The 23,836-nt window shown below is 68.3% G+C and carries 19 protein-coding genes; 16 read left to right on the top strand and 3 right to left on the bottom strand.

The features are described 5' to 3' along the window. Positions 1–71: 71 nt before the first annotated feature. Positions 72–2,423, top strand: a complete 2,352-nt coding sequence (locus M7H19_RS09955; protein ID WP_298180011.1) for a bifunctional (p)ppGpp synthetase/guanosine-3',5'-bis(diphosphate) 3'-pyrophosphohydrolase — start codon at positions 72–74, stop codon at positions 2,421–2,423. 72 nt (positions 2,424–2,495) lie between these two features. Then, the gene (locus M7H19_RS09950) at positions 2,496–3,269 is read left to right on the top strand and encodes an enoyl-CoA hydratase-related protein (RefSeq protein ID WP_298180009.1); all 774 of its coding nucleotides are present in this window, start codon (positions 2,496–2,498) and stop codon (positions 3,267–3,269) included. A 22-nt stretch (positions 3,270–3,291) separates the two neighbouring features. On the opposite strand, the gene M7H19_RS09945 is transcribed toward M7H19_RS09950, so the two are convergent. Then, complete coding sequence (locus M7H19_RS09945) at positions 3,292–4,104, bottom strand: aminotransferase class IV (RefSeq protein ID WP_298180007.1); 813 nt, start codon at positions 4,102–4,104, stop codon at positions 3,292–3,294. After that, positions 4,101–4,958 carry a peptidylprolyl isomerase gene (locus M7H19_RS09940; RefSeq protein ID WP_298180005.1) on the bottom strand — a complete coding sequence of 286 codons (858 nt, stop codon included), beginning with the start codon at positions 4,956–4,958 and terminating at the stop codon, positions 4,101–4,103. Before M7H19_RS09940 ends, M7H19_RS09945 begins: the two co-directional genes overlap by 4 nt. Before the next feature lie 127 nt (positions 4,959–5,085). On the opposite strand from M7H19_RS09940, the gene M7H19_RS09935 reads away from it, so the two are divergent. Together M7H19_RS09935 and M7H19_RS09930 are read left to right on the top strand one after the other, a co-directional pair. After that, the gene (locus M7H19_RS09935) at positions 5,086–5,766 is read left to right on the top strand and encodes an MBL fold metallo-hydrolase (RefSeq protein ID WP_298180003.1); all 681 of its coding nucleotides are present in this window, start codon (positions 5,086–5,088) and stop codon (positions 5,764–5,766) included. Further along, positions 5,763–6,434 carry a hypothetical protein gene (locus tag M7H19_RS09930; RefSeq protein ID WP_298180001.1) on the top strand — a complete coding sequence of 224 codons (672 nt, stop codon included), beginning with the start codon at positions 5,763–5,765 and terminating at the stop codon, positions 6,432–6,434. Before M7H19_RS09935 ends, M7H19_RS09930 begins: the two co-directional genes overlap by 4 nt. On the opposite strand, the gene M7H19_RS09925 is transcribed toward M7H19_RS09930, so the two are convergent. Next, positions 6,403–7,578, bottom strand: a complete 1,176-nt coding sequence (locus tag M7H19_RS09925; RefSeq protein WP_363321361.1) for a YibE/F family protein — start codon at positions 7,576–7,578, stop codon at positions 6,403–6,405. The two genes, M7H19_RS09930 and M7H19_RS09925, sit on opposite strands and share 32 nt — an antisense overlap. A gap of 822 nt (positions 7,579–8,400) precedes the next feature. On the opposite strand from M7H19_RS09925, the gene M7H19_RS09920 reads away from it, so the two are divergent. From M7H19_RS09920 to M7H19_RS09865, 12 genes are all read left to right on the top strand, one after another. Further along, positions 8,401–10,179: a thiamine pyrophosphate-requiring protein gene (locus M7H19_RS09920; RefSeq protein ID WP_298179998.1), complete on the top strand. Its 1,779-nt coding sequence runs from the start codon at positions 8,401–8,403 to the stop codon at positions 10,177–10,179. 71 nt (positions 10,180–10,250) lie between these two features. Continuing rightward, on the top strand, positions 10,251–11,024 hold the full coding sequence (locus tag M7H19_RS09915) for an IclR family transcriptional regulator (RefSeq protein ID WP_363321360.1): 774 nt from the start codon (positions 10,251–10,253) through the stop codon (positions 11,022–11,024). A gap of 169 nt (positions 11,025–11,193) precedes the next feature. Beyond that, a complete protein-coding gene (gene aspS, locus M7H19_RS09910) occupies positions 11,194–12,966 on the top strand; it encodes an aspartate--tRNA ligase (RefSeq protein WP_298179996.1) in 1,773 nt (590 codons plus the stop codon). Positions 12,967–13,068: 102 nt separating this feature from the next. Next, the gene (locus M7H19_RS09905; RefSeq protein ID WP_298179994.1) at positions 13,069–14,283 is read left to right on the top strand and encodes a phosphotransferase; all 1,215 of its coding nucleotides are present in this window, start codon (positions 13,069–13,071) and stop codon (positions 14,281–14,283) included. 70 nt (positions 14,284–14,353) lie between these two features. After that, positions 14,354–15,727: a replication-associated recombination protein A gene (locus M7H19_RS09900; protein ID WP_298179992.1), complete on the top strand. Its 1,374-nt coding sequence runs from the start codon at positions 14,354–14,356 to the stop codon at positions 15,725–15,727. A 68-nt stretch (positions 15,728–15,795) separates the two neighbouring features. Beyond that, on the top strand, positions 15,796–16,200 hold the full coding sequence (locus M7H19_RS09895) for a DUF948 domain-containing protein (protein ID WP_298179991.1): 405 nt from the start codon (positions 15,796–15,798) through the stop codon (positions 16,198–16,200). After that, a complete protein-coding gene (locus tag M7H19_RS09890) occupies positions 16,197–16,517 on the top strand; it encodes a hypothetical protein (RefSeq protein WP_298179988.1) in 321 nt (106 codons plus the stop codon). The genes M7H19_RS09895 and M7H19_RS09890 overlap by 4 nt, the downstream gene beginning before the upstream one ends. A gap of 115 nt (positions 16,518–16,632) precedes the next feature. Further along, entirely contained in the window at positions 16,633–19,299 is a 2,667-nt protein-coding gene (gene alaS, locus M7H19_RS09885) for an alanine--tRNA ligase (RefSeq protein ID WP_298179986.1), read from the top strand. After that, on the top strand, positions 19,296–19,790 hold the full coding sequence (gene ruvX, locus M7H19_RS09880) for a Holliday junction resolvase RuvX (RefSeq protein ID WP_298179984.1): 495 nt from the start codon (positions 19,296–19,298) through the stop codon (positions 19,788–19,790). The genes alaS and ruvX overlap by 4 nt, the downstream gene beginning before the upstream one ends. 368 nt (positions 19,791–20,158) lie before the next feature. Beyond that, positions 20,159–21,670, top strand: a complete 1,512-nt coding sequence (mltG, locus tag M7H19_RS09875; RefSeq protein WP_298180050.1) for an endolytic transglycosylase MltG — start codon at positions 20,159–20,161, stop codon at positions 21,668–21,670. A 7-nt stretch (positions 21,671–21,677) separates the two neighbouring features. Beyond that, on the top strand, positions 21,678–22,541 hold the full coding sequence (locus M7H19_RS09870) for a shikimate dehydrogenase (RefSeq protein WP_298179981.1): 864 nt from the start codon (positions 21,678–21,680) through the stop codon (positions 22,539–22,541). A gap of 95 nt (positions 22,542–22,636) precedes the next feature. Then, positions 22,637–23,827: an endonuclease/exonuclease/phosphatase family protein gene (locus M7H19_RS09865; RefSeq protein WP_298179979.1), complete on the top strand. Its 1,191-nt coding sequence runs from the start codon at positions 22,637–22,639 to the stop codon at positions 23,825–23,827. The last annotated feature ends 9 nt before the right edge of the window (positions 23,828–23,836 follow it).

Genomic DNA, 23,836 nt, shown 5'->3' with positions numbered 1-23,836 from the left:
ACACGGACACAGGTACGCCTGCTCGCGCGTTACGCTTGACTCATTGGCCGCGTGATGAGCTGGAGGTACGGGTGAGCCAAGAGCTTGATTCCGTGGTCACTGCCCGGTCCGGGGCCGGTGCGCCCGCACGGGACGATCAGGGCGAAACGAACGCCACCGCCGCCACTGTCCGTGCGCCCTCGGCGACCAGAAGAGTCAGGGCGCGGCTGGCCCGCCGCATCACCGCGCAGCGGCCGGCGTCGGTGAAACAGGTGCTCGAACCGCTGGCCGTGATCCATCGGGAACTGCACCCGAGCGCGGATCTGGCGCTGCTGCAACGAGCGTATGACATCGCCGAGGAACTCCACCGGGATCAGCGTCGTAAGTCCGGTGACCCGTACATCACCCATCCGCTCGCGGTGGCGACCATCCTGGCCGAGCTCGGGATGGACACCACGACCCTCGTCGCGGCGTTGCTGCACGACACGGTGGAGGACACCGGCTACTCGGTGGAGCAGCTCACCGAGGACTTCGGTGAGAAGGTCGCCCAGCTCGTCGACGGCGTCACCAAGCTGGACAAGGTCAAGCTCGGTACGGCGGCGGAGGCGGAGACCATCCGCAAGATGGTCATCGCGATGGCGCGGGACCCCCGCGTGTTGGTGATCAAGCTCGCCGACCGGCTCCACAACATGCGCACCATGCGGTTCCTGCCGCCGGAGAAGCAGGCCCGCAAGGCCAAGGAGACGCTCGAGGTCCTCGCCCCACTGGCGCACCGGTTGGGGATGGCGACGGTGAAGTGGGAGCTGGAGGATCTGGCGTTCGCCATTCTCCAGCCGAAGAAGTACGACGAGATCGTGCGTCTGGTCGCCGACCGGGCACCGTCCCGGGACACCTATCTGCGATGGGTGATCGGTGAGCTGACCCGGCAACTGGAGGAGTCGCGCATCACCGCGAAGGTCGAGGGCCGGCCCAAGCACTACTACTCGATCCACCAGAAGATGATCGTGCGCGGGCGCGATCTGGACGATATCCACGACCTGGTGGGTGTGCGCATCCTCGTGGACGACGTCCGCGACTGTTATGCGGCCATGGGTGTCGTGCACGCGCTGTGGCAGCCGATGCCGGGCCGGTTCAATGACTACATCGCGCAACCGCGCTACGGCGTGTACCAGTCGCTGCACACGACCGTGATCGGCCCGGATGGTAAGCCGCTCGAAGTGCAGATCCGCACGCACGAGATGCACCGCACCGCCGAGTACGGGATCGCGGCCCACTGGCGGTACAAGGAGACCAAGGGCACGCACAAGGGCAACGCCGTCGATATCGACGAGATGGCGTGGATGCGTCAGCTGCTGGACTGGCAGCGCGAGGCGGCCGATCCGGGCGAGTTCCTGGAATCGTTGCGCTACGACCTCGCCACCAGGGAGATCTTCGTCTTCACGCCCAAGGGCGACGTGATCACGTTGCCGGTGGGATCGACCCCGGTGGACTTCGCCTACGCCGTGCACACCGAAGTGGGGCACCGTTGCATCGGTGCCAGGGTGAACGGCAGGCTCGTCGCGCTCGAACGCAAACTCGACAACGGCGAGGTCGTCGAGATCTTCACGTCGAAGGCCGAGGGCGCGGGTCCCAGCCGTGACTGGATGTCGTTCGTGTGCTCGCCAAAGGCGAAGGCGAAGATCCGGCAGTGGTTCGCCAAGGAGCGCCGGGACGAGGCTATCGAGGCGGGTAAGGAAGCCATCGCCAAGGAGGTCCGCAAGGTCGGGCTGCCTTTGCAACGGCTGGTCTCCGCCGACACGATGGGCGCGGTCGCCAAGGAATTGAGGCACTCCGACATCAGTTCGCTGTACGCGGCGGTGGGCGAGCACCAGGTGGGCGCCAAACACGTCGTGCAACGCCTGGTGGCGCTTTTAGGTGGCGTCGAGGAGGCGGAGGAGGAGCTCGCGGAACGGGCCACTCCGTCCACGGTCACGCGGCGCCGCGGCACGGGCGACGTCGGCGTGGTGGTGAAGGGCCAGACCGACATCTGGACCAAGCTCGCACGGTGCTGCACCCCTGTACCCGGTGATGAGATCCTCGGCTTCGTCACCCGCGGAGGCGGGGTGAGTGTGCACCGCACGGACTGCACGAATGCCGACGAGCTCCGCAAACAGCCGGAACGGTTGCTGGAGGTCGAGTGGGCGCCGACCGAGTCCTCGGTGTTCCTCGTGGCCATCCAGGTGGAGGCGTTGGACCGGCACCGACTGCTGTCCGACATCACCAAGGTGCTCGCCGACGAGCGGGTCAACATCCTGTCGGCGTCGGTGACGACGTCCCGGGACCGGGTGGCCGTGAGCCGGTTCACGTTCGAGATGGGTGATCCCAAGCACCTCGGACACGTGTTGAAGGTCGTCCGCAACGTCGAGGGCGTGTACGACGTCTATCGCGTGACCTCGGCTTCCTGACCTGCACCGTCCCCGTCGTGGATCGCGCGCCCCGCGTCGGTGCGGGGAAGTCACGTCGTACTGTGGTCGATCATGAGTGACGGCATCGACTTCCGCACCGACGGCGAGATCGCCAGGCTTACTTTCGACAGGCCGAAGAAGATGAACGCCATCACCCACGGCATGTGGTCGGCGATCCCCGACGTGGTCGCCGCCGTGGAGGCCGATCCGGGTGTGAAGGTGCTGGTCTTGAGCGGCGCAGGGGCGCACTTCTCCGCGGGCGCGGACATCGGTGAGTTCCGCGCGTTGCGGTCCACGGCGGAAGGCGCGGCGACCTATGACGAGGCGGTGACGGCCGCGGTGCGGGCGTTGACCACCATGCGCAAGCCCAGTGTGGCGATGATCCGCGGCAACTGCATCGGTGGTGGTTCCCAGCTGGCGGTGGCCTGTGACTTCCGATTCGCGGCGGCGGACGCGCGGTTCGGCATCACTCCGGCCAAGCTCGGCATCGTCTACGACTTTCTCTCCACGCGGCAGCTCGTCGCGCTCGTCGGTCCGGCGCACGCGCGGTACCTGCTGTTGTCGGCGCAGCTCGTCGATGCCGGAAGAGCTCGGGAGATGGGGCTTGTCAACGAGGTCGTCGATCCGGACCGGTTGGAGGAGTCCACGACGGAGTTCATCCGGACCCTCTGCTCGCGTTCGCAGACGGCGATCCGCGGTATGAACGAGATCACCCAGCGCATCCTGGCAGGCCAGTGGGAATCCGACGCCGAGGTGGAACGGATTCGCAGCGACGCGGTGTGCAGCGACGACTACGCGGAAGGCGTCGCCGCGTTCCTGGAGCGTCGCCCACCCCGCTTCGAATGACGGCGGAAGAGACCGGGATCGCTCAGATCGGCTCGGCGGGGTTCATCTCATACGCCTGCCACAGCAATGACAGCGACCCCGGCTCGGCGGTGAACGCCACGTCGTCCACGGCCGAGACCGGCCGCAGCAGGCTGCCCGCGTTGCACACGAACGTCGCGTGGAACTTCTCGAGCTCGTGAAGCGGGACCCGTCGGTGCCGGACGGGCACGCCGAGCCGTTCCAGCCCCCGGGCCAGCAGTGTCTGGGTAACCCCGACGAGCATCGGGGCCTGGGGCCACACGACGGCGATGCCGTCGCTGTCTTCGATGTCGCTGCCTCGGGCGCGTTCGACGAAGCCCACGTTGCACACCGACGTCTCGCTCACGTGCCCCTCGTCGGTGACGAACAACGCGTCGTCGAATCCGGCCTGTCGAGCGGCGCGGGCGTGGAAGTGCTGCGCGAACGTGCCCACGTGCTTGAGCGTGGGAATCGCGCGGTCGGCGCGCACCGTGCGTAGCCGCACGGGTGTCGGTGCGTCCGCGGCTTCCCGCGACGTCACGAGGACATCGGGTGTGCGCGTCGAAGGCGAGCCGACGAGCGTGATCCGGGCGATCACGGTCCCGTCGGCGGGGACGGCGCGTCGCAGACAGTCCCGCACGAACGCGCGATCCAGCTCGGTGCCGAACACACGGCGGTTGCCGTCGGCCAGGCGGTCGAGGTGCTCGTCGAGCCCGCGTGCCCGGCGGTCGGTCACCCGCAACGTGGTGAAGTGGCCGTACCCGCCGACGGCGGCAGCGGCGAGCTGGTCCGCCGTGGCGGGACGGCCGTTGAAGTGGGCTTGCACGAAGCCCGTCAAGCCTCGACGGTCACGTCGGTGAACGTCACCTCGGTGTTGGGCTTGCCGCCACCCGGGCTCGGGTCGAAGCTGCCGTCGTGACCGCCGCGAGCGATCTCGTCGATCACTTCGAGACCCTCGTCGTCGATGGTGCCGAACACGGTGTAGTCCGGCGGCAGCGGCGCTTCGCCGTAGACCATGAAGAACTGGCTGCCGTTGGTGTCCGGACCGCTGTTGGCCATCGCGAGGATGCCCCGGCCGTAGGCGAGGGAGTCGAAGGTCTCGTCGGCGAAGGCGTATCCGGGGCCGCCGGTGCCTTCGCCGGTCGGGTCACCGCACTGCAGCATCTGCAGTCCCTCGGTGCCGATCCGGTGGCAGCCCGTGTCGGTGTAGAAGCCTTCCTCCGCCAGGTGCACGAAGCTGTTCACGGTGCACGGGGCGAGCGCCCTGTCGAGCTCCAGGCCGATGTCGCCGACGTTGCTGTGCAGCGTCACCTTCACCGTGCCCTCGGACGACACGTCCTCGCCGTTCGGAACGGACACCTCCTTGGCCGCTTCCCCGGACTCCGTGTACTCGCACGAGATCGGGTTCGGCAGCGGCTCGGGGCGAGTGGCCGGTTCGACGCGCTCGGTGGGGATCTCGATGTCCTCCGCCGACGCTGAAGCCGAGGAGTCGATCGCCAGATCGCTCTCGTCGGCCGCACTGTCGCCGCCACGCGTGGCCAGGACCACGATGAGTCCAGTAACCAGCACCACGGCGCCGACCGTGGCACCGACCCCGACGATCCTGCGGCGTTTCGCCCGCTCGGCACGACGGGCGAGTTGTCGCTCGAGCTTGCGTTTTGCGGCCTCGCGGCGCTGCTGGTTGGTCGCCACCTGCCCTCCTTGGGTCTTCTCGACGTACCCACAACGGGGGTGGCGGCAGTCTATGGGCACTGTCTGTGAGGACCCTGTGTAGGGGCGGCTAGGGTGAGACCGGCCCCAGATCCGGAGGTGTCTTGTCGTGCTCGTCGTCGGTTTTCCGGCCGGCGCGTTCCAGGCGAACTGCTATCTGCTCGCCGCCGAGGCCGGACGCGAGTGCGTGATCGTCGACCCCGGTCAGGGAGCCGAACCCGGTATCGAGAAGGCGTTGCGAGAACACCGGTTGACGCCGGTGGCCGTGTTGGCCACCCACGGGCATGTCGACCACGTCGCCTCGGCGGCCGCGGTGGCCGATACGTACGGCATCGCCGTCTACATCCGGCCCGAGGACCGGCACCTGTTGTCGGACCCACTGGCGGGATTGGGCCCCGACCTGGCGTCCGCGCTCGGCCCGATGACGTTGACCGAACCCACCTCCGTGGTACCGCTGACCGAGCGGGAACTCGACCTCGCCGGGCTGCGGATCGCGGTCGACCACACCCCGGGGCACACGGCCGGTTCGGTGGTGTTCCGGCTCCGCAGCGCTGAGGGGGGCCACCTGGTTCTCACCGGTGACACGCTGTTCGCGGGGTCGGTCGGGCGCACGGACCTACCCGGTGGTGACCCGGACGCGTTGGCGGTCTCGCTGCGGACCACACTTCTGCCGTTGGCCGACGACACGGTGGTCCTCCCCGGACACGGGGGCGCCACCACGATCGGTCGTGAGCGCGCGAGTAACCCGTTTCTCCCCGTGGACATCCAGAACACCGAGGGCACGGAATGAGTGAGCAGGAGCCGACCGAGAGGACGCCGCCGCAGGAGCCGGAGCGGATCCCCCTGCAGGGCGACGACGCGAAAGTACGGCGGAAACGGACGTTGTCCGGACTGATCGCCGTGGCATTGCTCGGCGCGGCGTTCGGCGGGGTGGCGGGGCTCATCGGCGGCAAGGTCGCCGGTTTGGTCGTGGCCGCGGTCATCGCCTTGCCGTTGCTGCTGCTGGTGCTGTCCACCGCGCGGCGCCGGATGTGGTTGGAAGGAACCACGGTGACCGTGCGTACCTGGGGGTCCCGACGAGTGGATCTCAGCACCGCTTCCCGGATCGATCTTCTCGTCACCGACGTGCGCGGTACGAGAACGGTGGGTCTGCTCGTCACCGGCGCTCAGGGGGGCGGGGCCGTCAAGATCGACCTCGCCATGTACGCGGGAACGGGCGGCCGGGAGCTCGGCATCCTCCCGCTACGCAAGCTCGCCGACGCGGTGGTGAACAACATGGAGGCCGGCGGGGTGGTGTTCTCACAACTCCTCGTGGCCCAGCTGCGGGCGGAGGCGCGGGGTGACGCCGCCGCCGAACGCCCGCTGTACCGGTTGGCGTCGGCGGCGCCGTCCGGAAAACTCGCTCAGCGATTCAGCATGGCGGCGGTCAGTCGTTTCGTGGCGACTCTCGACGACTGACCCGGTTCCGTTCGGGGCGGGGAGAGCCGGATACGTCGTCGCGTACCGCGATGAACGCGGCCAACAACGTGGTCAGGGGCACGGCCGCCACGATGCCGATGCTTCCCGCCAGCGTCCGCACGATCTCCTGGGCCACGTCCTGCGATTGGAGGATCGGCGACAGCCCCACGTCGGCCAGCGCGGACAACAGCAGCAGGGGTAAAGCCGTGCCCGCGTAGGCCAGCACGAGTGTGTTGACGGCTGAGCCGACGTGAGCCCTGCCGATACGCAGCGCGGCCGTGTACAGGCCGCGCCAATCCAGTGAGGGGTCGGCACGGCGCAGCTCCCACACCGCGCTCGCCTGGGTGACCGTCACGTCGTCGAGGACACCGAGGGCGCCGATCACGACACCGGCCAGCAGCAGGCCTCGAGCGTCGATGGTGTGGTCCAACGATCCGATGAGCGTGCTCGTGTCGCTGTCCAGACCGGTGAGCTTGGCCATCGCGGAGAAGAGTGCCGATAACAGCCCGATCAGAGTGAGGCTGACCATCGTGCCCAGCACCGCGACCGAGGTGCGAGCCGATATCCCGTGGGTGAGATACAGCGCCACGAACATGATCAGTCCGGCGCCCGCGATGGCGACCAGCAGGGGATCACGTCCCGCGAGGATCGCCGGGAGCACGAACAGGGCGATGGTGGCGAAACTGATACCCAGCGCTATCAGCGAGGCCAGCCCCTGCCAACGGCCGAACACCAGGACCGCGCCCACGAACAAGGCGGCGAGAAGCAGCAGGGGCACGCCTCGTTGGAAGTCCTGCAGCTGATACGACGCAGGATCGGTGGGGTCTGCGCCGCTGTAGGACAACACCACCTCGTCGCCCACCGCGAACCGGGGACTGGTGGGTTCGACCGGCATGGACTTGGTGATCGTCGCCCCTTGCGCGGGGCCGTCGCTCAAGGTCACCTCGACCGTGAGGCACCGTTTGTCGTCCGGAGCGGGCGCACCGACCTGTACCTGTCCCGGTGCGAGACAGGGCCCGGACGTCGCGGCTGTGACCACACCGTCGACAGGTGTTCCGACCGAGCGGTGGGCCTGTTCGTCCCCGCCCCACGGATACAGCACGGCCACGGCCACCAACGTGACCATCGCGATCGGGGCCAGCAACGCGAACAGTGCCCGCCGTACCTTGAGCGACGCCGGAGCCGCCGGAGCGTGTCCGTGTCCGTGGCCGTGGCCGTGGCCGTGGCCGATGTTGGCTTCGTGTTCGTCGCCGGGCCCGGCCTCCTCCGACTCCTCGACGGGGCCCGGTGTCTCCTCGCGGCGCTCCTCAGGTCCGGGTGGGGCCGTGCGGGGTCGGCGGGGCCCGTTTGGGCCCTGACGTGGCCTCGGCCTCGAGTCCGGTCTCGGGTCCAGTCTCGAGTCCGGCTTCGGGTTCGGGCGCGAGTCGGCCCGGGAGTCGGCGATCGAGCCGGACGGCGTCTTGGATTGTGTCGACGCCGAGCGGTTCGGATGGTTCGGACGACGCTGCCGTGTCGGCTGCTGTGTCGGTTGCCGTGGCGGCTGCCGTGATGATCGCCGCGGGGTCCGCTGGTCCGGACCCGAGGGCCGGTCCGGTCGCACGCGCGGGATGGGCCGCGGGATGGGCGCTGTCGCGTCGTCGGAGAAGTCGGAAGGCACGCGGCCATCTTGCCCGTACTCGTGTACCGGCGCGCCGCAGGTCAGGGTGCCTGGGTGAGGGGTCTCCCAAATCGAGTGGAACCGATAACCTTCCTATTACGTCACAGTAGACGAGAACGTAAGCGACGGCGTGTCCGAAGCTGACGTCGTTCCGCACGCCCGGCTGGGGGTCGGACGTGCGGAACGAGCCGACGCGCCGCCTCGTTCTCGTGTTCCGAACCCCGATGTTCCGATTACCGAAACGACGCCGTTGCTTTCCCGCGGCTCTCGGGTGAGGCTGCCGGGAGACGACACGGAAAGGGACCAACTGTGGGCTCGGACGCGACGATTTCCCAGATTTCCCAGATTTCCCAGACTTCTCACACCGCCCCGGGCGGCTACACCACCAGCAGGGCTTTTCTCGAGGCGCTCGCCGAGGGTGGCGTTCGGTACGTCTTCGGCAACCTCGGCAGCGACCACCCCGGCATCCTGGAAGCCTACGCACAGGCGCGTGTCGAGGGACGTGAGCACACTCTGCCCGAGCTCGTGATCTGCCCGCACGAGAGCGTGGCGATGGCGGCGGCCCTCGGGTACGCGCAGGTCTCGGGTGTCCCGCAAGTGGTGCTGGTGCACGTGGAGTGCGGCACCCAGAACATCGGCGGCATGCTGCACAACGCCGCCAAGGGACGGGTCGGCGTCCTGATGTACGCCGGCGCGTCGCCCTACACCCAGAACGGCGAGCTGTTCGGCAGCCGCAACGAGTTCATCCAGTGGATCCAGGATGTCCACGATCAGCGTGGCATCGTCCGCGGCTACACCAAGTACGACAACGAGATCCGCACGGGCGCCAACGTCAAGGAGCTCGTGCACCGGGCACTGCAGTTCGCGCGCAGCACGCCGGCCGGACCGGTGTATCTGGTGGGCCCACGTGAGGTGATGGAGTCCGAGGCACCGACGCAGCAAGCGGACGCCGCGTACTTCCCGTCCGTCGCACCGGCCGCCTTGGCTCCGGATGTGGTGGAGCGCGTGGCCTCCGCGTTGGCCGAGGCGAAGCGGCCGGTGATCGTCACCTCGTACCTGGGGCGTGACCGGGACGCGGTGCCCTCGCTCGTCGAGCTCTGCGAGACGGCGGGCGTCGGTGTGTTGGAGTCGGTGCCCATGCACGTCAACTTCCCCGCCGACCACCCGCTGCACTGGGGTTTCCAGTGGAACGATCAGCACCACAACCCGCTGTTGGAGGAGGCCGACGTGGTGTTGGTGCTCGGCAGCGACGTGCCGTGGATCCCGACGAAGAACCGGCCGGGTCCCAACGCCAGGGTGTTCGTGATCGACGAGGACCCGCTCAAGGAACAGATGCCGCTGTGGCACGTGCCCGCGGAGGTGTTCGCCCGCGCCGACCTCGGTACCGCGGTGCGGCAGCTGCGGGACCGGGTCGCGGAGCTGGTCGACCCCGAGGCCGCCGCGCGCCGTCGGGAGCGGGCGGCCGCCGAGCACGAACGGCTGTTCCGGGCCAAGGCGGAGCTGGAGGTGCCCGACGGGGAGACGATCACGCCGGAGTACCTGGTGGCCTGTGTGCGAGAGGCGATCGACGACGACACCCTCGTACTCACCGAGGCGATCACGAACTTCCCGACGGTGAGTTGGCACCTACGTCGGAACAAGCCCGGTTCCCTGCTCGGTTCCGGCGGCGGATCGCTCGGTTGGGCGATCGGCGCGGCCGTCGGCGCCAAGCTCGCCGATCCGGAGCGCACGGTGGTGTCGTTGGTCGGTGACGGCACGTACCTGTTCGGAGTTCCGTCGTCGGCGTTCTGGATAGCGCAGCGCTACGGCGCGTCGTCGCTGACGATCGTGTTCGACAACAACGGCTGGAACGCTCCGAAGGCGTCGGCGCTCGGTGTGCACCCGCAAGGAACGGCGGCCCAGCGTGACGACTTCGGTGTCCACTTCATGACCCAGCCCGACCTGCCCGGCATCGCGACGGCGGCGGGCGGGGCGTGGGGCCGGACCGTCAAGACGGCGGGAGAGCTCAAGGACAGCCTCGACGAGGCGCTGGACGTGGTGCGTTCCGGTCGTCCGGCGGTGCTCGCCGTGCAGGTGCCCGGAATGTGACCGTGTTCACAGGCCATTCATTGGCCGGGAAGAGTCTTGCCGGCGAGGAGGGCCTCGTACTATCACACACCGTGGACGGGGAGACAAAGCAGCCGGCCCAGACACGATCACGCTCGGTGCTCGCCAGGGGACTGTCGATACTGGACGCGTTCACCTCCGATGAACCCGAGCTGACTCTGGCCGAGATCGCCGCACGGTCGGGGTTACCCAAGCCCACGGCTCACCGCCTGTTGGGTGACCTCGTGGAGTGGGGGGCGATCGAACGCTCAGGGCCCGGTCACTATCGGCTGGCGACGAAACTCTTCCGGCTGGGACAGCTGGTGCCGCTGCACCGGGTGTTGCGGGAAACGGCGTTGCCTCACCTGGAACGCCTGCACGCGGTCAGCCGGGAGAACGTCCACCTCGCCGTCCCGGACAGTTTCTACAGCCTGTTCGTCGAGAGAGTGACCGGCCGCGATGCCGTGCCGCTGCGCACGCGGGTCGGGGCACGGCTGTTGTCCCACTGCACGGCGACCGGCAAGGTGTTCTTGGCCTGGGGCGAACGGGAACGGTTCCGCCAGTTGGTCAACGCGGGACTGCCACGGTTCACCCCGAGGACGATCGTGCTGCCCGGGTTGCTGCACCAGGACCTCGCCCGCACGATGGAGCGCGGCGTGGCGACCACTTACGAGGAGGCCGAGGCGGGCGTGGCCGCCGTCGCCGCACCCGTGCGCGGTCGAGGCGGCAGGGTGGTGGCGGCGCTCTCGGTGACCGGGAGGGCCCAGACCATGGACTTCGACCGTTTCGGCCATGCGGTCAAGGCCGCCGCCAGCGCGATGTCGACCGCGCTCGGCGACGGAGTGTGAGCCGAGACGTTCACCCACCCGCGTGTGGGCCGGTCCCACGGGGAAGCCTGGTGCCGGCGGTGCCGGTTGCATTGGCTAACCTGTGCTGTCGGCTGCCGACACACTCGCGCGAGGGTGTCGCGGTCCGTGAGAACCACCCGTCGAACGCTTGTCGAGAGGATCCCGCGAAGTGCTTCGCACCCACGACGCCGGCACGTTGCGTGCCGAGCACGTTGGCCAGACAGTCACCCTCACCGGCTGGGTGGCCCGGCGGCGCGATCACGGCGGGGTGATCTTCATCGATCTCCGGGACGCCAGTGGAGTCGCCCAGGTCGTCTTCCGCGAGGGTGAGATGGCCGAGCGCGCGCACGCCCTGCGTTCCGAGTACTGCCTGCGGGTCACCGGTGAGGTCTCCCGGCGGCCCGAGGGCAACGAGAACCCGGAGATCCCCACCGGCGACATCGAGGTGTTCGTCACCGAACTCGAGGTGCTGTCGGAGTCGGCGGCGCTGCCGTTCCCGATCGACGAGCGGCTGGAGGTCGGCGAAGAGACCCGGCTGCGTTACCGCTATCTCGACCTGCGCCGCGAAGGTCCGGCGCGCATCATGCGCCTGCGCAGCGAGGTCAACCGGGTCGCGCGCGAGGTGCTGCACCGGCACGGCTTCGTCGAGGTCGAGACACCGACGATGACCCGTTCGACGCCCGAGGGCGCTCGCGACTTCCTGGTCCCCGCGCGGCTCAAGCCGGGTTCCTGGTACGCCCTGCCGCAGTCCCCGCAGCTGTTCAAGCAGCTGCTCATGGTCGGTGGGCTGGAGCGCTACTACCAGATCGCGCGCTGCTACCGGGACGAGGACTTCCGCGCCGACCGGCAGCCCGAGTTCACCCAGCTCGACATTGAGATGAGCTTCGTCGAGCAGGACGACGTCATGGCGCTTGCCGAGGACGTGCTGTCGGAGCTGTGGAAGCTCGCCGGCGCGGAGGTGTCCACACCCTTCCGGCGGATCAGCTACGCCGAGGCGATGAGCAAGTACGGCACCGACAAGCCGGACCTGCGTTTCGGGCTGGAACTGGTCGAACTCACCGACTTCTTCGCCGATACGCCGTTCCGGGTCTTCCAGGCCCCGTACGTCGGTGCCGTGGTCATGCCGGGCGGGGCGGACCAGCCGCGGCGCACACTCGACGCGTGGCAGGAATGGGCCAAGCAGCGCGGTCACAAGGGGCTGGCCTACGTCCTCGTGGGCGAGGACGGCACACTCGGCGGCCCGGTCGCCAAGAACCTGTCCGAACACGAGCGTGCGAACCTGGTCGACGCCGCGGGCGCGAAGCCGGGCGACTGCATCTTCTTCGCCGCGGGCAAGCCGAAGGACGCCCGGCAGCTGCTGGGCATGGCCAGGGTCGAGATCGCCCACCGGCTCGGCATGATCGACGAGAACGCTTGGTCGTTCGTGTGGGTGGTGGACTTCCCGATGTTCGAGGCGGCCGACGAGAGCGATGACGTCAACGTCGGCGGCGGTAAGTGGACCGCACTGCACCACGCGTTCACCTCCCCGACTCCGGAGTGGATCGACAAGTTCGAGCAGGACCCGGGCAACGCGCTGGCCTACGCCTACGACATCGTCTGCAACGGCAACGAGATCGGCGGTGGCTCGATCCGTATTCACCGGGCCGACGTGCAGAAGCGAGTGTTCGAGGTGATGGGGCTGTCCGAGGAGGAGGCTCAGGAGAAGTTCGGCTTCCTGCTCGACGCCTTCCAGTACGGCCCTCCGCCGCACGGTGGTATCGCGTTCGGGTGGGACCGCATCGTGATGCTGCTTACGGGCGCCGAGTCGTTGCGTGAAGTGATCGCCTTCCCGAAGACCGGCGGCGGCTACGACCCGCTCACCGGCGCTCCGGCACCGATCACCGCACAGCAGCGCAAGGAAGCGGGTGTCGATGCCAAACCGGTAGCGACACAGCAACGCTGAGCCACGCCGCACGGGAAAGACCGTGAGTGTTCCCACGCGCGGGCGGGCGTCAGCCGATTGCCTGTAGTGGGGCCCTCTCGTCGACTAGTAGGGTCGGACACGATGATTCTGGATGCCTCCTCCACCGACGGATCGCCGGTCGGTGCGGGAGCCGAACCGTCTCCGGTCGCCACCGCGGTGGCGACCGCCGAATCCGTTCTCGCCCAGCGGTTCGGCAGCGCGATCCCTCTCGCGGATCCCGAGGACCTGGCGGGCAGTGGGCCCGCTGTGGTGGTACGGGCGAGGGTGGCGTCGTCGGCGTTCTCGTTGCCCCGCACCCTCGTGATCAAGCATTACCCGCGGACGGAGGGCGCCGGGGCGGGGGATTCCTTCGCTCGGGAGGCAGCGAGTTACCAGCTGTTCACGGCGCTGCCGCAGGAGGACCGCGTGTGTCCTGAGCTGTTGGCGCTCGACGGCGACAAGCGTGTGCTGGTGATCGACGACCTCGGCAGGGCCCCCACCCTGGAGGACAAGCTGCGCGGGTCGGACAGCCGTGCGGCCGAGAACGCCCTGTTGTCGTGGGCGCGGTCGCTCGGCCGTATGCACGCCAGCACGGCGAGTCGGGAAGCCGACTTCCACGCGTTGTTGCGACGGTTGAGGGGCAGTCCTCGGGACGACGGTGAGGCCGGGTTCTACGACGGCGAGGAGATGGTGCCCCTCGCCGCGGTCGCGGAGCTGCCCGCCCTGCTGCACGACTCGTTCGGTGTGGTGACCTCCGACGCGGTGCTGGACGCGGTGGAACGAGCCGCCGACAACGCCCGTTCGGTCTCCTACCGCGCGTTCAGTCCCGTCGATCTGTGGCCGGACAACAACCTCATCACGGGTTCTGGGGTGAGGTTCCTCGACTTCGAACACGGCCGCATCCGCAGCGCGCTCACGGACGTCGCGCACCTGCGTGTCCCGTTCGCCTCGAGTCCGCAGCCGTTGGCCCTGCCCGCGGGCATGAGTGAGGCCATGGCCGCCGCCTGGCGGGCCGAGGTCGTCGAACTGTGGCCGGCGCTCGCCGACGACGGGTTGCTCTCGGCGTACACGTTGGGGTCCCAGCTGGTGCTCGTGTGGTTGTCGACGTGGCGGGATCTGCCTCGGCTCGCCGACACCCGTGGGGCGGGGCCGACCAGTCGAGCGGCGGCGTTGGTCACGTGGTGGCGTGACCTCACCACGCGTGCCCGACAGCTGGGCGACACCGCCGTTGCCGACCACGCCGCCGCCGTGGCCGATGCCCTGGACTCGCGATTCGGGCCGAACCTGGATCTGGCGTTGTATCCGGCGTTCCGCTGAGGCAGCCGGAAAAGTCCGACGTGTCCCGCCGTGTACCGGGGGTGTCTCCCGGTGCGGTTACGGTCGAAGAGTGCACCAAGACGAACTGTTCAAGGTGAATCCGGACGTCGCCGAGTCCCCGTCCGAGCACTCGACGCCGCTTCAGGACGAGCCGCCACGTAACGCGCCTCTCGCGGTGCGGATGCGGCCCCGTTCGCTGGACGAGGTCGTCGGTCAGCAGCATCTGCTGGGACCGGGAGCGCCACTGCGCAGACTGGTGGAGGGCGCCACCCCGGCCTCGGTGCTTCTGTACGGCCCGCCGGGTACGGGCAAGACCACGCTGGCCAATCTCGTGTCCACGGCCACCGGTCGTCGGTTCGTGGCGTTGTCGGCCCTGTCAGCGGGTGTGAAAGAGGTCAGGGGCGTCATCGAGGAAGCCCGGCGCCGCCGCCAGTACGCGGTCGAGGACACCGTGCTGTTCATCGACGAGGTGCACCGGTTCTCCAAGGCCCAGCAGGACGCGTTGTTGGGGGCAGTGGAGGATCGCACCGTACTGCTCGTCGCGGCCACCACGGAGAATCCGTCGTTCTCGGTGGTCGCTCCGTTGCTATCGCGGTCACTGGTGTTGCGGTTGCACTCTCTGACCGACGACGACATCACCGAGCTCGTGCGCCGCGCGGTGGCCGACGAGCGTGGCCTGGCGGGCGAGGTCGAGGTGACCGACGACGCCGTGGCTCATCTGGTGCGGCTCGCGGCAGGGGACGCGCGTCGCGCGCTGACCGCTTTGGAGGCCGCTGCCGAGGCCGCCACGGCCACCGGTGCCCATCGTGTGGATCTCGCCACTGTGGAGTCCACCGTGGACAAGGCTGCCGTGCGCTACGACCGGGACGGTGATCAGCACTACGATGTCACCAGCGCGTTCATCAAGTCGATCCGCGGTTCCGACGTCGACGCCGCCCTGCACTACCTGGCGCGCATGATCGAGGCGGGGGAGGACCCCCGCTTCATTGCGCGCAGGCTGGTCGTACATGCCAGCGAGGACATCGGTCTGGCGGATCCGAGCGCTTTGCAGGCCGCCGTCGCCGCCGCTCACGCCGTGCAGTTGGTCGGAATGCCCGAAGGGAGGCTCGCGCTCGCCCAGGCGACCGTGCATCTGGCCACGGCGCCCAAGTCGAACGCCGTGATCACCGCCATCGACGCGGCGCTGGCCGACGTACGCGCGGGCGGTGTCGGTATCGTGCCTCCGCACTTGCGGGACGGTCATTACGCGGGTGCGGCCGCGCTCGGCAACGCGCAGGGCTACCGTTACCCGCACGACGTGCCCGAAGGAGTGCTGGCCCAGCAATATCCGCCCGACGAGTTGGTCGGCAAGAATTACTACCGGCCCAGCAGGCACGGCGCGGAACGTACCCTGTTCGAGCGCGTCCCCAAGCTTCGCCGCACGATCCGGGGAGGCGGTCGGTAGCGATCGACGACGCGCGGTAGCCTGACGGCCAATCCTGGTGGCCATGACAATTCTTGTAGGGAGGGCACGTGTCGGCAGGGCAGATCGCCGCGCTGATCGCCGCGGGGGCCTTCGTGTTGCTGGTTGTGTTCCTGGCGATCGCGTTGGTCAAGCTCGGCCGCACGCTGGACGAGGCTACGATCGCGATCCGCAAGGCGCACGAGAACACCGATCCGCTCCTGCACGGAGCCAATGAGACGATCACCCACGTCAACACACAGCTGGAGCGGGTCGACGGCATCACCGCCAACGCGCAGGCCGTGTCGGGCAACGTCTCGGCCCTGTCCTCGGTGTTCACCACCACGCTCGGGGGCCCGCTGGTCAAGCTGGCCGCGTTGTCGTACGGCATCAGCAAGGCGCTGCGGGCACGTCGCCGAAAGGCCGAGGAGGGCAAGCACTCTCGCCGCAGGAGGAAGAAGGGCGGTAGGCGATGAAGCGACTGTTCTGGCTCGGCGTCGGTGTCGTCGCCGGAGTGACGTTGTCCCGGAAAGCGAGTGAGACGGCTCGTCAGGCGACTCCTGCGGGGTTAGCCTCGAATCTGGGAGACGCCATGCGGGAGTTGGCCGGTGCGATCGGCGCGTTCGGCGCGGAAGTCCGCGCCGGCATGACTGAGCGGGAACAGGAGCTGAACGACATCGTGGAGCAGCGTTCGGGCCTGCCGCGGTCGACCGTAGCCAGAGGGGAGCGGGCGCGTGGTGGGCACACTGCGACCGAACCCCGGACGGGGCGAGCGCGACGGGCGGAGATCTGACGGTCGCCGTCGACATCGTCGATACCGACGCCCACGAGGTCTTCGCCTGTTTTCGTCCGCATCCACCCGGTCCGTGTGACACCGCGCCGGGACAGCCTCACGCCAAGGAAAACCAGTGGAAACTCACGAGATCAACAAGCGGTTCCTGGACCATTTCGAACGTCACGGACACACCAAGGTGCCCAGTGCGTCGCTGATCCTGGACGATCCCACGTTGCTGTTCGTCAACGCGGGCATGGTCCAGTTCAAGCCGTACTTCCTCGGCGAGGTGCCGCCGCCCTACTCCCGTGCCACGAGTGTGCAGAAGTGCGTGCGTACCGGCGACATCGACGAGGTCGGCAAGACCACCCGCCACAACACGTTCTTCCAAATGGCGGGCAACTTCTCGTTCGGTGACTACTTCAAGCAGGGCGCCATCGAGCTGGCGTGGGAGTTCATCACCAGCTCGCAGAACGAGGGCGGGCTGGGACTCGACCCCGACCGGCTGTGGGCCACCGTGTACGAGCACGACGCCGAGGCGGCCGCGTTGTGGCGTGACGTCGCGGGACTCCCTTCGGAGCGCATCCAGTTCCGGGGCGCGGACGACAACTACTGGGACATGGGCGTGCCCGGTCCGTCCGGTCCGTGCTCGGAGATCTACTACGACCGCGGTCCGGAATACGGCCGCGAGGGTGGTCCCGCGGTGGACGAGGACCGCTACCTCGAGATCTGGAACCTCGTGTTCATGCAGGAGATGCGCGGGGAGCAGAGCCCGAAGCAGGGGCATCCTCCCATCGGTGAGCTCCCGCAGAAGAACATCGACACCGGCATGGGTATCGAGCGTGTCGCCTACCTGTTGCAGGGAGTCGAGAACGTCTACGAGACCGATCTCGTGCGGCCGGTCATCACCAAGGCCGAGGAATTCTCGGGCCGTCGTTACGGCGCCGACCACGCGGACGACGTCCGGTTCCGGGTGATCGCCGACCATGCTCGTTCGGGTGTCATGTTGATCGCCGACGGTGTCACACCCGGTAACGAAGCCCGTGGGTACGTCCTGCGCAGGTTGCTGCGGCGCATCGTGCGGTCGGTGCGGCTGCTGGGCGTGCACGAACCGGTGTTGCCGGAGTTCGCCGCGGTGGTGCGGGACGCCATGTCTCCCTCCTACCCGGAGATCGCGCGGGACTTCGACCGCATCAGCGATGTGATGCGCGCCGAGGAAGAGGCGTTTCTGTCCACACTGACCAGTGGATCACGCATCTTCGACCTGGCCGCGCAGGAGACCAAGCGCTCCGGTGGCACGATCCTGGCCGGGGACAAGGCGTTCCAGCTGCACGACACCTACGGCTTCCCCATCGACCTGACGTTGGAGATGGCGGCCGAACAGGGCCTGTCGGTGGACGAGGAGGGTTTCCGCACCCTCATGGAGCAGCAGCGGCAGCGGGCGAAGGCCGCCGCCGCCGCGCGCAAGACCGGCCACGGTGACCTGTCGGTCTACCGCAGCCTGCTCGAACAGCACGGCGAGACCCAGTTCCTCGGCTACACCGATCTCCAGGCCACCGCGCGAGTGCTCGGTCTGCTCGTGGACGGAAAGCCCGTGCGGTCGGCGAGCGAGGGGAGCACCGCAGAACTGGTGCTCGACCGCACCCCGTTCTATGCCGAGGGCGGTGGGCAGATCGCTGACACCGGTGTGTTGATCGCTGAGGGCGCCGAACTGAAGGTCCTCGATGTGCAGAGGCTCGTACCGGGTCTGTTCGTGCACCGGGTCGAGGTCGTCGCGGGCGAGGTCGGTGTGGACACCCAACTCACCGCATCGGTGGACGGCACGCGTCGCGCGTCCATCGCCCGTTCGCACTCGGCCACCCACCTCGTTCACTCGGCGGTGCGCGGCGCCTACGGCAACCGTGCCGCCCAGGCCGGTTCGCTCAACACGCCCGGTCGCATGCGGTTCGACTTCACCACGCCGAAGTCGGTGTCGGACGACGTGCTCACCGAGGTGGAGGAGGAGGTCAACGACTACCTCCAGACCGACGTCGAGGTGCAGGCGTACACCACCACGAAGGACAGGGCCCTCGAACTCGGTGCGGTCGCGTTGTTCGGTGAGAAGTACGGCGACAACGTCCGCGTGGTCGACATGGGCAACTACTCGCGCGAGCTGTGCGGCGGGACCCACGTGGAGCGCATCGGCCAGCTCGGGTTGGTCAAACTCGTCAGTGATTCCTCGGTCGGCTCGGGCGTGCACCGGGTGGAGGCCCTCGTGGGCACCGACGCCCTGCGGCACGTGCGCAAGGAACAGCTGCTGGTGTCGCAGTTGGCGGGCACGCTCAAGGTGCCGACCGACGAGGTGCCGTCGCGTATCCAGGACGTGCTCACTCGTCTGCGCAACGCGGAGAAGGAGATCGAGCAGCTGCGGTTGCGCGAGGTGCTGAATTCGGCTTCGACGCTGGCCGAGAAGGCTCAGGACGTCGCCGGCATCACCGTCGTCGCCGAAAAACTCGACCAGGAGGTCGACGCGGGGGCGTTGCGCAAGCTCACGGGTGAGGTACGCAACCGGCTCGGGTCGCGACCGGGTGTGGTGGCGTTGTTCGCGCCGGCCGGTGAGGGCAAGGTCAGCTTCGTCGTCGCCACCACCGCAGCCGCGCGCGATGCCGGCCTGGCCGCGGGCAAGCTCGTTCCCGCATTCGCCGAGTCGGTCGGCGGTCGCGGTGGCGGCAAGCCCGACATGGCCCAAGGTGGTGGCAGCAAGCCCGAGGGCGTCGAGCGGGCGATCGAGGCCCTCCGCGCGGCGGTCGCGGCGAGCCGGTGAGCGACGTCCGGCCGGACCGGCCCGGAGTGGACGATCCCGGGCCCGGTCGGCGCCTCGCTGTTGACGTGGGAGCGGTCCGGGTCGGGGTCGCATTGAGCGATCCCGCGCCGATCCTGGCTTCCCCACTCGTTACCCTGTCGCGTGATGCCGACACCGACAGGGATCTCGAGGAGTTGGCTCGACTCGTCGCCGAGCACGACGTGGTCGAGGTGATCGTGGGACTGCCGAGGACACTGGCCGACCGCCACGGCACCGCTGCGGCCATCGCCACGGACTACGCACGGCGACTGGCGGAACGAGTCTCCCCTGTCGCGGTTCGGCTGGCCGACGAAAGGCTGAGCACGGTGAGCGCGAGCCGTATGCTCTCGCAGCGTGGCGTGAAGGGACGGAAGCAGCGGGCTGTGGTCGACCAGGCTGCCGCGGTGGAATTCCTGCAGGCTTGGTTGGATGCGCGCGCTGCCGCTGTCGCACGGGAGGCAGAACAGCAGTGAGCGCACCCTACGACGGCCCCGAACCGCGCAGGCGGCGGCAGGGGCCGCCGCGGCACCATCGGGAGCAACAGCCCCCACAGCCGCCGACACACTCTTCGCAGGACCCGTCACCACGCGGGCCACGGCATCAGGCTCCGCCGCCACGGCCCCCCAGGCATGCGATGAGTGGTGAGCACCCGCTGCCGCCACGCCGTCCGTCGCGTCCTCCACGTCATCAGGCACCCGCCCCGGATCTTCCTCCACGGCATGTGCGGAGCCAGGGTGATCTGCTGGACGACGGGAACGTGGCGACTCCCCCTCCACCACAACCGCCGCAGCGGCCACCACGGGCACCGGTTCCTGCGAGGGGGCCCGTGGGCAGGCCACCGATGCGGCGACGCAGGCCGTCACCGAACGACGGTGTCCCGCCGGACGACAACCCCACCGAGATCCTCGAACTCGACGAGCCCTACGACGATCTCTACGACGAGGAGATCGAGGGCGACTACCGGGACTACGAGGATTACGACGACTACGAGGATTACGACGACTACGACGATTACGAGGACTACGACGATTACGAGGCCGACTCCGGGGACCGTGCTGCCGACGACCTCCGGGACGACGCACGTGACGACCTCGACGACCGAGGCCGGGACCGTGGTGGTCTCGGTGTCCTCGACGACACCGAGGACCACGACGGATACGACTCCGACGACGACCGTGCTGAATCGGAGTACGACGACGAGCAGGACGACGACCCCGACACCAAGCGCGAAAGTCGGGGCCGCCGGCTGCTGAAGTGGCTGGCCGTGCTCCTGCTGTTGGCAGGGTTGAGCGCGGGCGCCTTCCTCGGCGCGCGCGAACTGCTAGGCTTCGGCTACGACGACTACGAAGGTCCCGGCGAGAACGACGTGATCCTCCACGTGGAGGAGGGCGATGTCACCAGTGTCATCGCGGCCAAGCTCGCCGAGCTCGACGTGGTGGCCAGCCCGGAGGCGTTCGTCAAGGCCGGCGAGGACGACGAGCGGGTGCTCGGTATCCAGCCCGGCTACTACCAGGTCAAGACCAAGATGTCGGGCGAGGCGGCTGTACAGGCCCTAGTGGACGAAGACGCCAGGGTCGGGCATCTCCAGGTCAGGGCGGGCACCAAGCTCTTCGACGTCATCCAGCCCGACGAGTCGGTGACGCCGGGGGTCTTCACGTTGCTGGAGCAGGCGTCGTGTGCCCGGGTGAACGGGGAAGAGACGTGTGTGTCGGCCGATGAGCTGCGCGAGACCGCGGATTCCGCGGACCTCGCCGAGCTCGGTGTGCCCAACTGGGCCGTGGAGAGTGCGGAGAAGGCCCCGGGCGGCCGCAAGCTGGAGGGCCTGATCGCGCCGGGTGTCTACGACATCAGGCCGGGCGGAGACGCCGAGGAGGTGCTGTCGCAGGTGCTCGAGGCCTCGGCCACGAGGCTGGAGGCGGCGGGCCTGCCGAGCGCCGCGGACGATACACCGTACAGCCCGTACGAGATCCTGGTCATCGCGTCGATCATCGAGTTGGAAGGCGTGGAGGCCGATTTCGCGAACGTCTCCAGCGTCATCTACAACCGGGTGGAGATCGATATGCCGCTGCAGATGGACTCCACGGTCAACTATCCGTCGAAGCGACCGCTTTTGACCACCACGGAAGAGGCACGGAACAAGAAGACACCCTGGAACACGTACGCGATGGCCGGCCTCCCTCAGACTCCGATCGGCTCGCCGAGCCCGAAGTCGATCGAAGCGGCGTTGAACCCGGCGGACAACGGCTACAAGTACTTCGTCAAGTGTGAAAAGGACGGCCGGTCGTGCTTCAACGAGGAGTACGAGGACCATCAGGCCGCTCAGAGGGATGCGAGGGACCGGGGTGTCTACTGAGCCCAGTATGTCCACAGTGGTTCCTCGTAGGGCCGGTGTGCTCGGTTCGCCCGTGCAACACTCGCTGTCGCCCGTTCTGCACAACGCCGCGTACGCCGCGCTCGGCCTCGATGGATGGCGCTATGACGCGCACGAGATCGACGACAAGGCTCTGCCGGAGTTCGTGCGGGCACTCGGCGACGAGTGGGTGGGCCTGTCGGTGACCATGCCCGGAAAGCGCGTGGCACTGGAGATCGCGGAGGATGTCACACCACGGGCGACGGCCGTGGGGGCGGCCAACACCCTGTTCCGGCTGCCGACCGGAGGGTGGCGTGCGGACTGTACCGATGTGGACGGTGTCGTAGGCGCGTTGCGCGCTGCCGGCGGCTTCCAGCCCGGGGGTGGGAGGACTGCCGTGGTACTGGGGGCGGGCGGAACGGCGGCGGCGGCCGTGGCGGGTTTCGGTGAGCTCGGGCTGACCGACGTGCATCTCGTCGTACGAGAGCCCGCTCGTGCTCGGGCGACGGCTGAGGCGGCACGCCGTGCCGGGCTGGACGTCGCCGTCCACATGTGGGCGGAAACCGACTTCGCCGAGCTCTCTTCGACGGCGGCGGTGCTGGTGAACACCGTGCCTCCCGAAGCCGTGGCCCCTCACGTGGACGAGCTCGCCGCTGCGCCGTGTGTGCTCGACGTGATCTACCACCCCTGGCCGACACCGTTGGCCGAGGCCGTGGCGGCCCGGAGCGGGCGGGTGGCCACGGGACTGGACATGTTGCTCCACCAGGCGTTCGGCCAGGTGGAGCAGTTCACCGGACTCCCGGCACCGCGTGAGGTGATGCGGGACGCCCTACGAGAGGCCACCGGACACATCCTGCCGCTGCCGCTGGAGTGAGCGGCTCGCCGCGTCGACACGACTACGGAACGTGTGCGTTCACCGCTGTTCACTTTCGTCCGATAGGGTCACTCGGTGAACGCGTTGGAGGTGCGATGCGCAAGACGTGGGCGGTGGCGTTGGCAGCCACTCTGGTGCTGTCGGTGACCGGTGGAACGGCTCAGGCGAGGCCGGGGCCTCAGGACACGGTGCGTTTCGCGACGTTCAACGCCTCGCTCAACCGGTCGGCCGAGGGCGAATTGCTCGACGATCTGTCCACTCTCGACGACGAGCAGGCTCGCGTCGTCGCCGAGGTGATCCAGCGCAGCAGGCCGGACGTACTGCTGGTGAACGAGTTCGACTACGTACCGAACAACGCGGCCGCTGACGCGTTCCGGCGAAACTACCTGGAGGTGCCGCAGAACGGCGCCGAACCGATCCACTACCCGTACGCCTACACCGCCCCGGTGAACACGGGGGTGCAGACCGGACACGACCTCAACCGCGACGGAATGGTCGGAGGCCCCGACGACGCCCACGGGTTCGGTGAGTTCGTCGGACAGTACGGGATGCTCGTGCTGTCGCGTCACCCGATCGACACGGACCGGGTTCGAACGTTCCAGACCTTTTTGTGGAAGGACATGCCGGACGCGTTGCTTCCCGACGATCCGGCCACGCCGGAACCAACGGACTGGTATTCGGCCGAGATGCTGGAGACACTGCGGCTGTCGTCGAAGTCTCATTGGGACATTCCCGTCCAGACCGGGCGACGCACCGTGCACGTGCTCGCCGCACATCCGACTCCGCCATCCTTCGACGGGCCGGAGGACCGCAACGGCACCCGCAACCACGACGAGATCCGATTCTGGGCCGACTACGTGACCCCGGGGCGAAGCGGTTACATCTACGACGACGAGGGACGTCGTGGTGGGCTCCGCCCAGGGGAGCGGTTCGTGGTCGTCGGCGACTACAACGCCGATCCCTTCGACGGAGACAGCACCGAGGACGCGATCCACCGGCTTCTCGACGCACCTCGGGTTCACGACACCGCCCCGGCGAGTGTGGGAGCGGCCGTCGCGGCCAGGCTGCAGGGTGGAGCCAACGACGAGCATCGAGGACGACCGTGGCTGGACACCGCGGATTTCGGGGACGAATCACCGGGCAATCTGCGTGTGGATTACGTACTGCCCTCCCGCGGTATGAAAACGGGCCGCAGCGGCGTCTTCTGGCCGGTGCCGGGCACCCGCCTCGACCACCTCAACGACGCCTCCGACCACCACCTGGTGTGGGTGGACGTACGCCCCTGACACCTTGCT

The sequence above is a fragment of the Saccharomonospora sp. genome (assembly GCF_027317685.1).
GTDB lineage: Bacteria > Actinomycetota > Actinomycetes > Mycobacteriales > Pseudonocardiaceae > Saccharomonospora.
The sequence above is the reverse complement of the archived record's forward strand: the minus strand, read 5'-3'. Positions and strand labels throughout refer to the sequence as shown.

What these genes read in the sequence shown, in the direction of transcription:
- M7H19_RS09870 (WP_298179981.1), top strand. Translation starts at nt 21,678, where the DNA reads ATGTCCACAGTGGTTCCTCGTAGGGCCGGTGTGCTCGGTTCGCCCGTG.
- M7H19_RS09930 (WP_298180001.1), top strand. Translation starts at nt 5,763, where the DNA reads ATGAGTGAGCAGGAGCCGACCGAGAGGACGCCGCCGCAGGAGCCGGAG.
- M7H19_RS09905 (WP_298179994.1), top strand. Translation starts at nt 13,069, where the DNA reads ATGATTCTGGATGCCTCCTCCACCGACGGATCGCCGGTCGGTGCGGGA.
- M7H19_RS09950 (WP_298180009.1), top strand. Translation starts at nt 2,496, where the DNA reads ATGAGTGACGGCATCGACTTCCGCACCGACGGCGAGATCGCCAGGCTT.
- mltG (WP_298180050.1), top strand. Translation starts at nt 20,159, where the DNA reads ATGCGGCGACGCAGGCCGTCACCGAACGACGGTGTCCCGCCGGACGAC.
- M7H19_RS09865 (WP_298179979.1), top strand. Translation starts at nt 22,637, where the DNA reads ATGCGCAAGACGTGGGCGGTGGCGTTGGCAGCCACTCTGGTGCTGTCG.
- M7H19_RS09890 (WP_298179988.1), top strand. Translation starts at nt 16,197, where the DNA reads ATGAAGCGACTGTTCTGGCTCGGCGTCGGTGTCGTCGCCGGAGTGACG.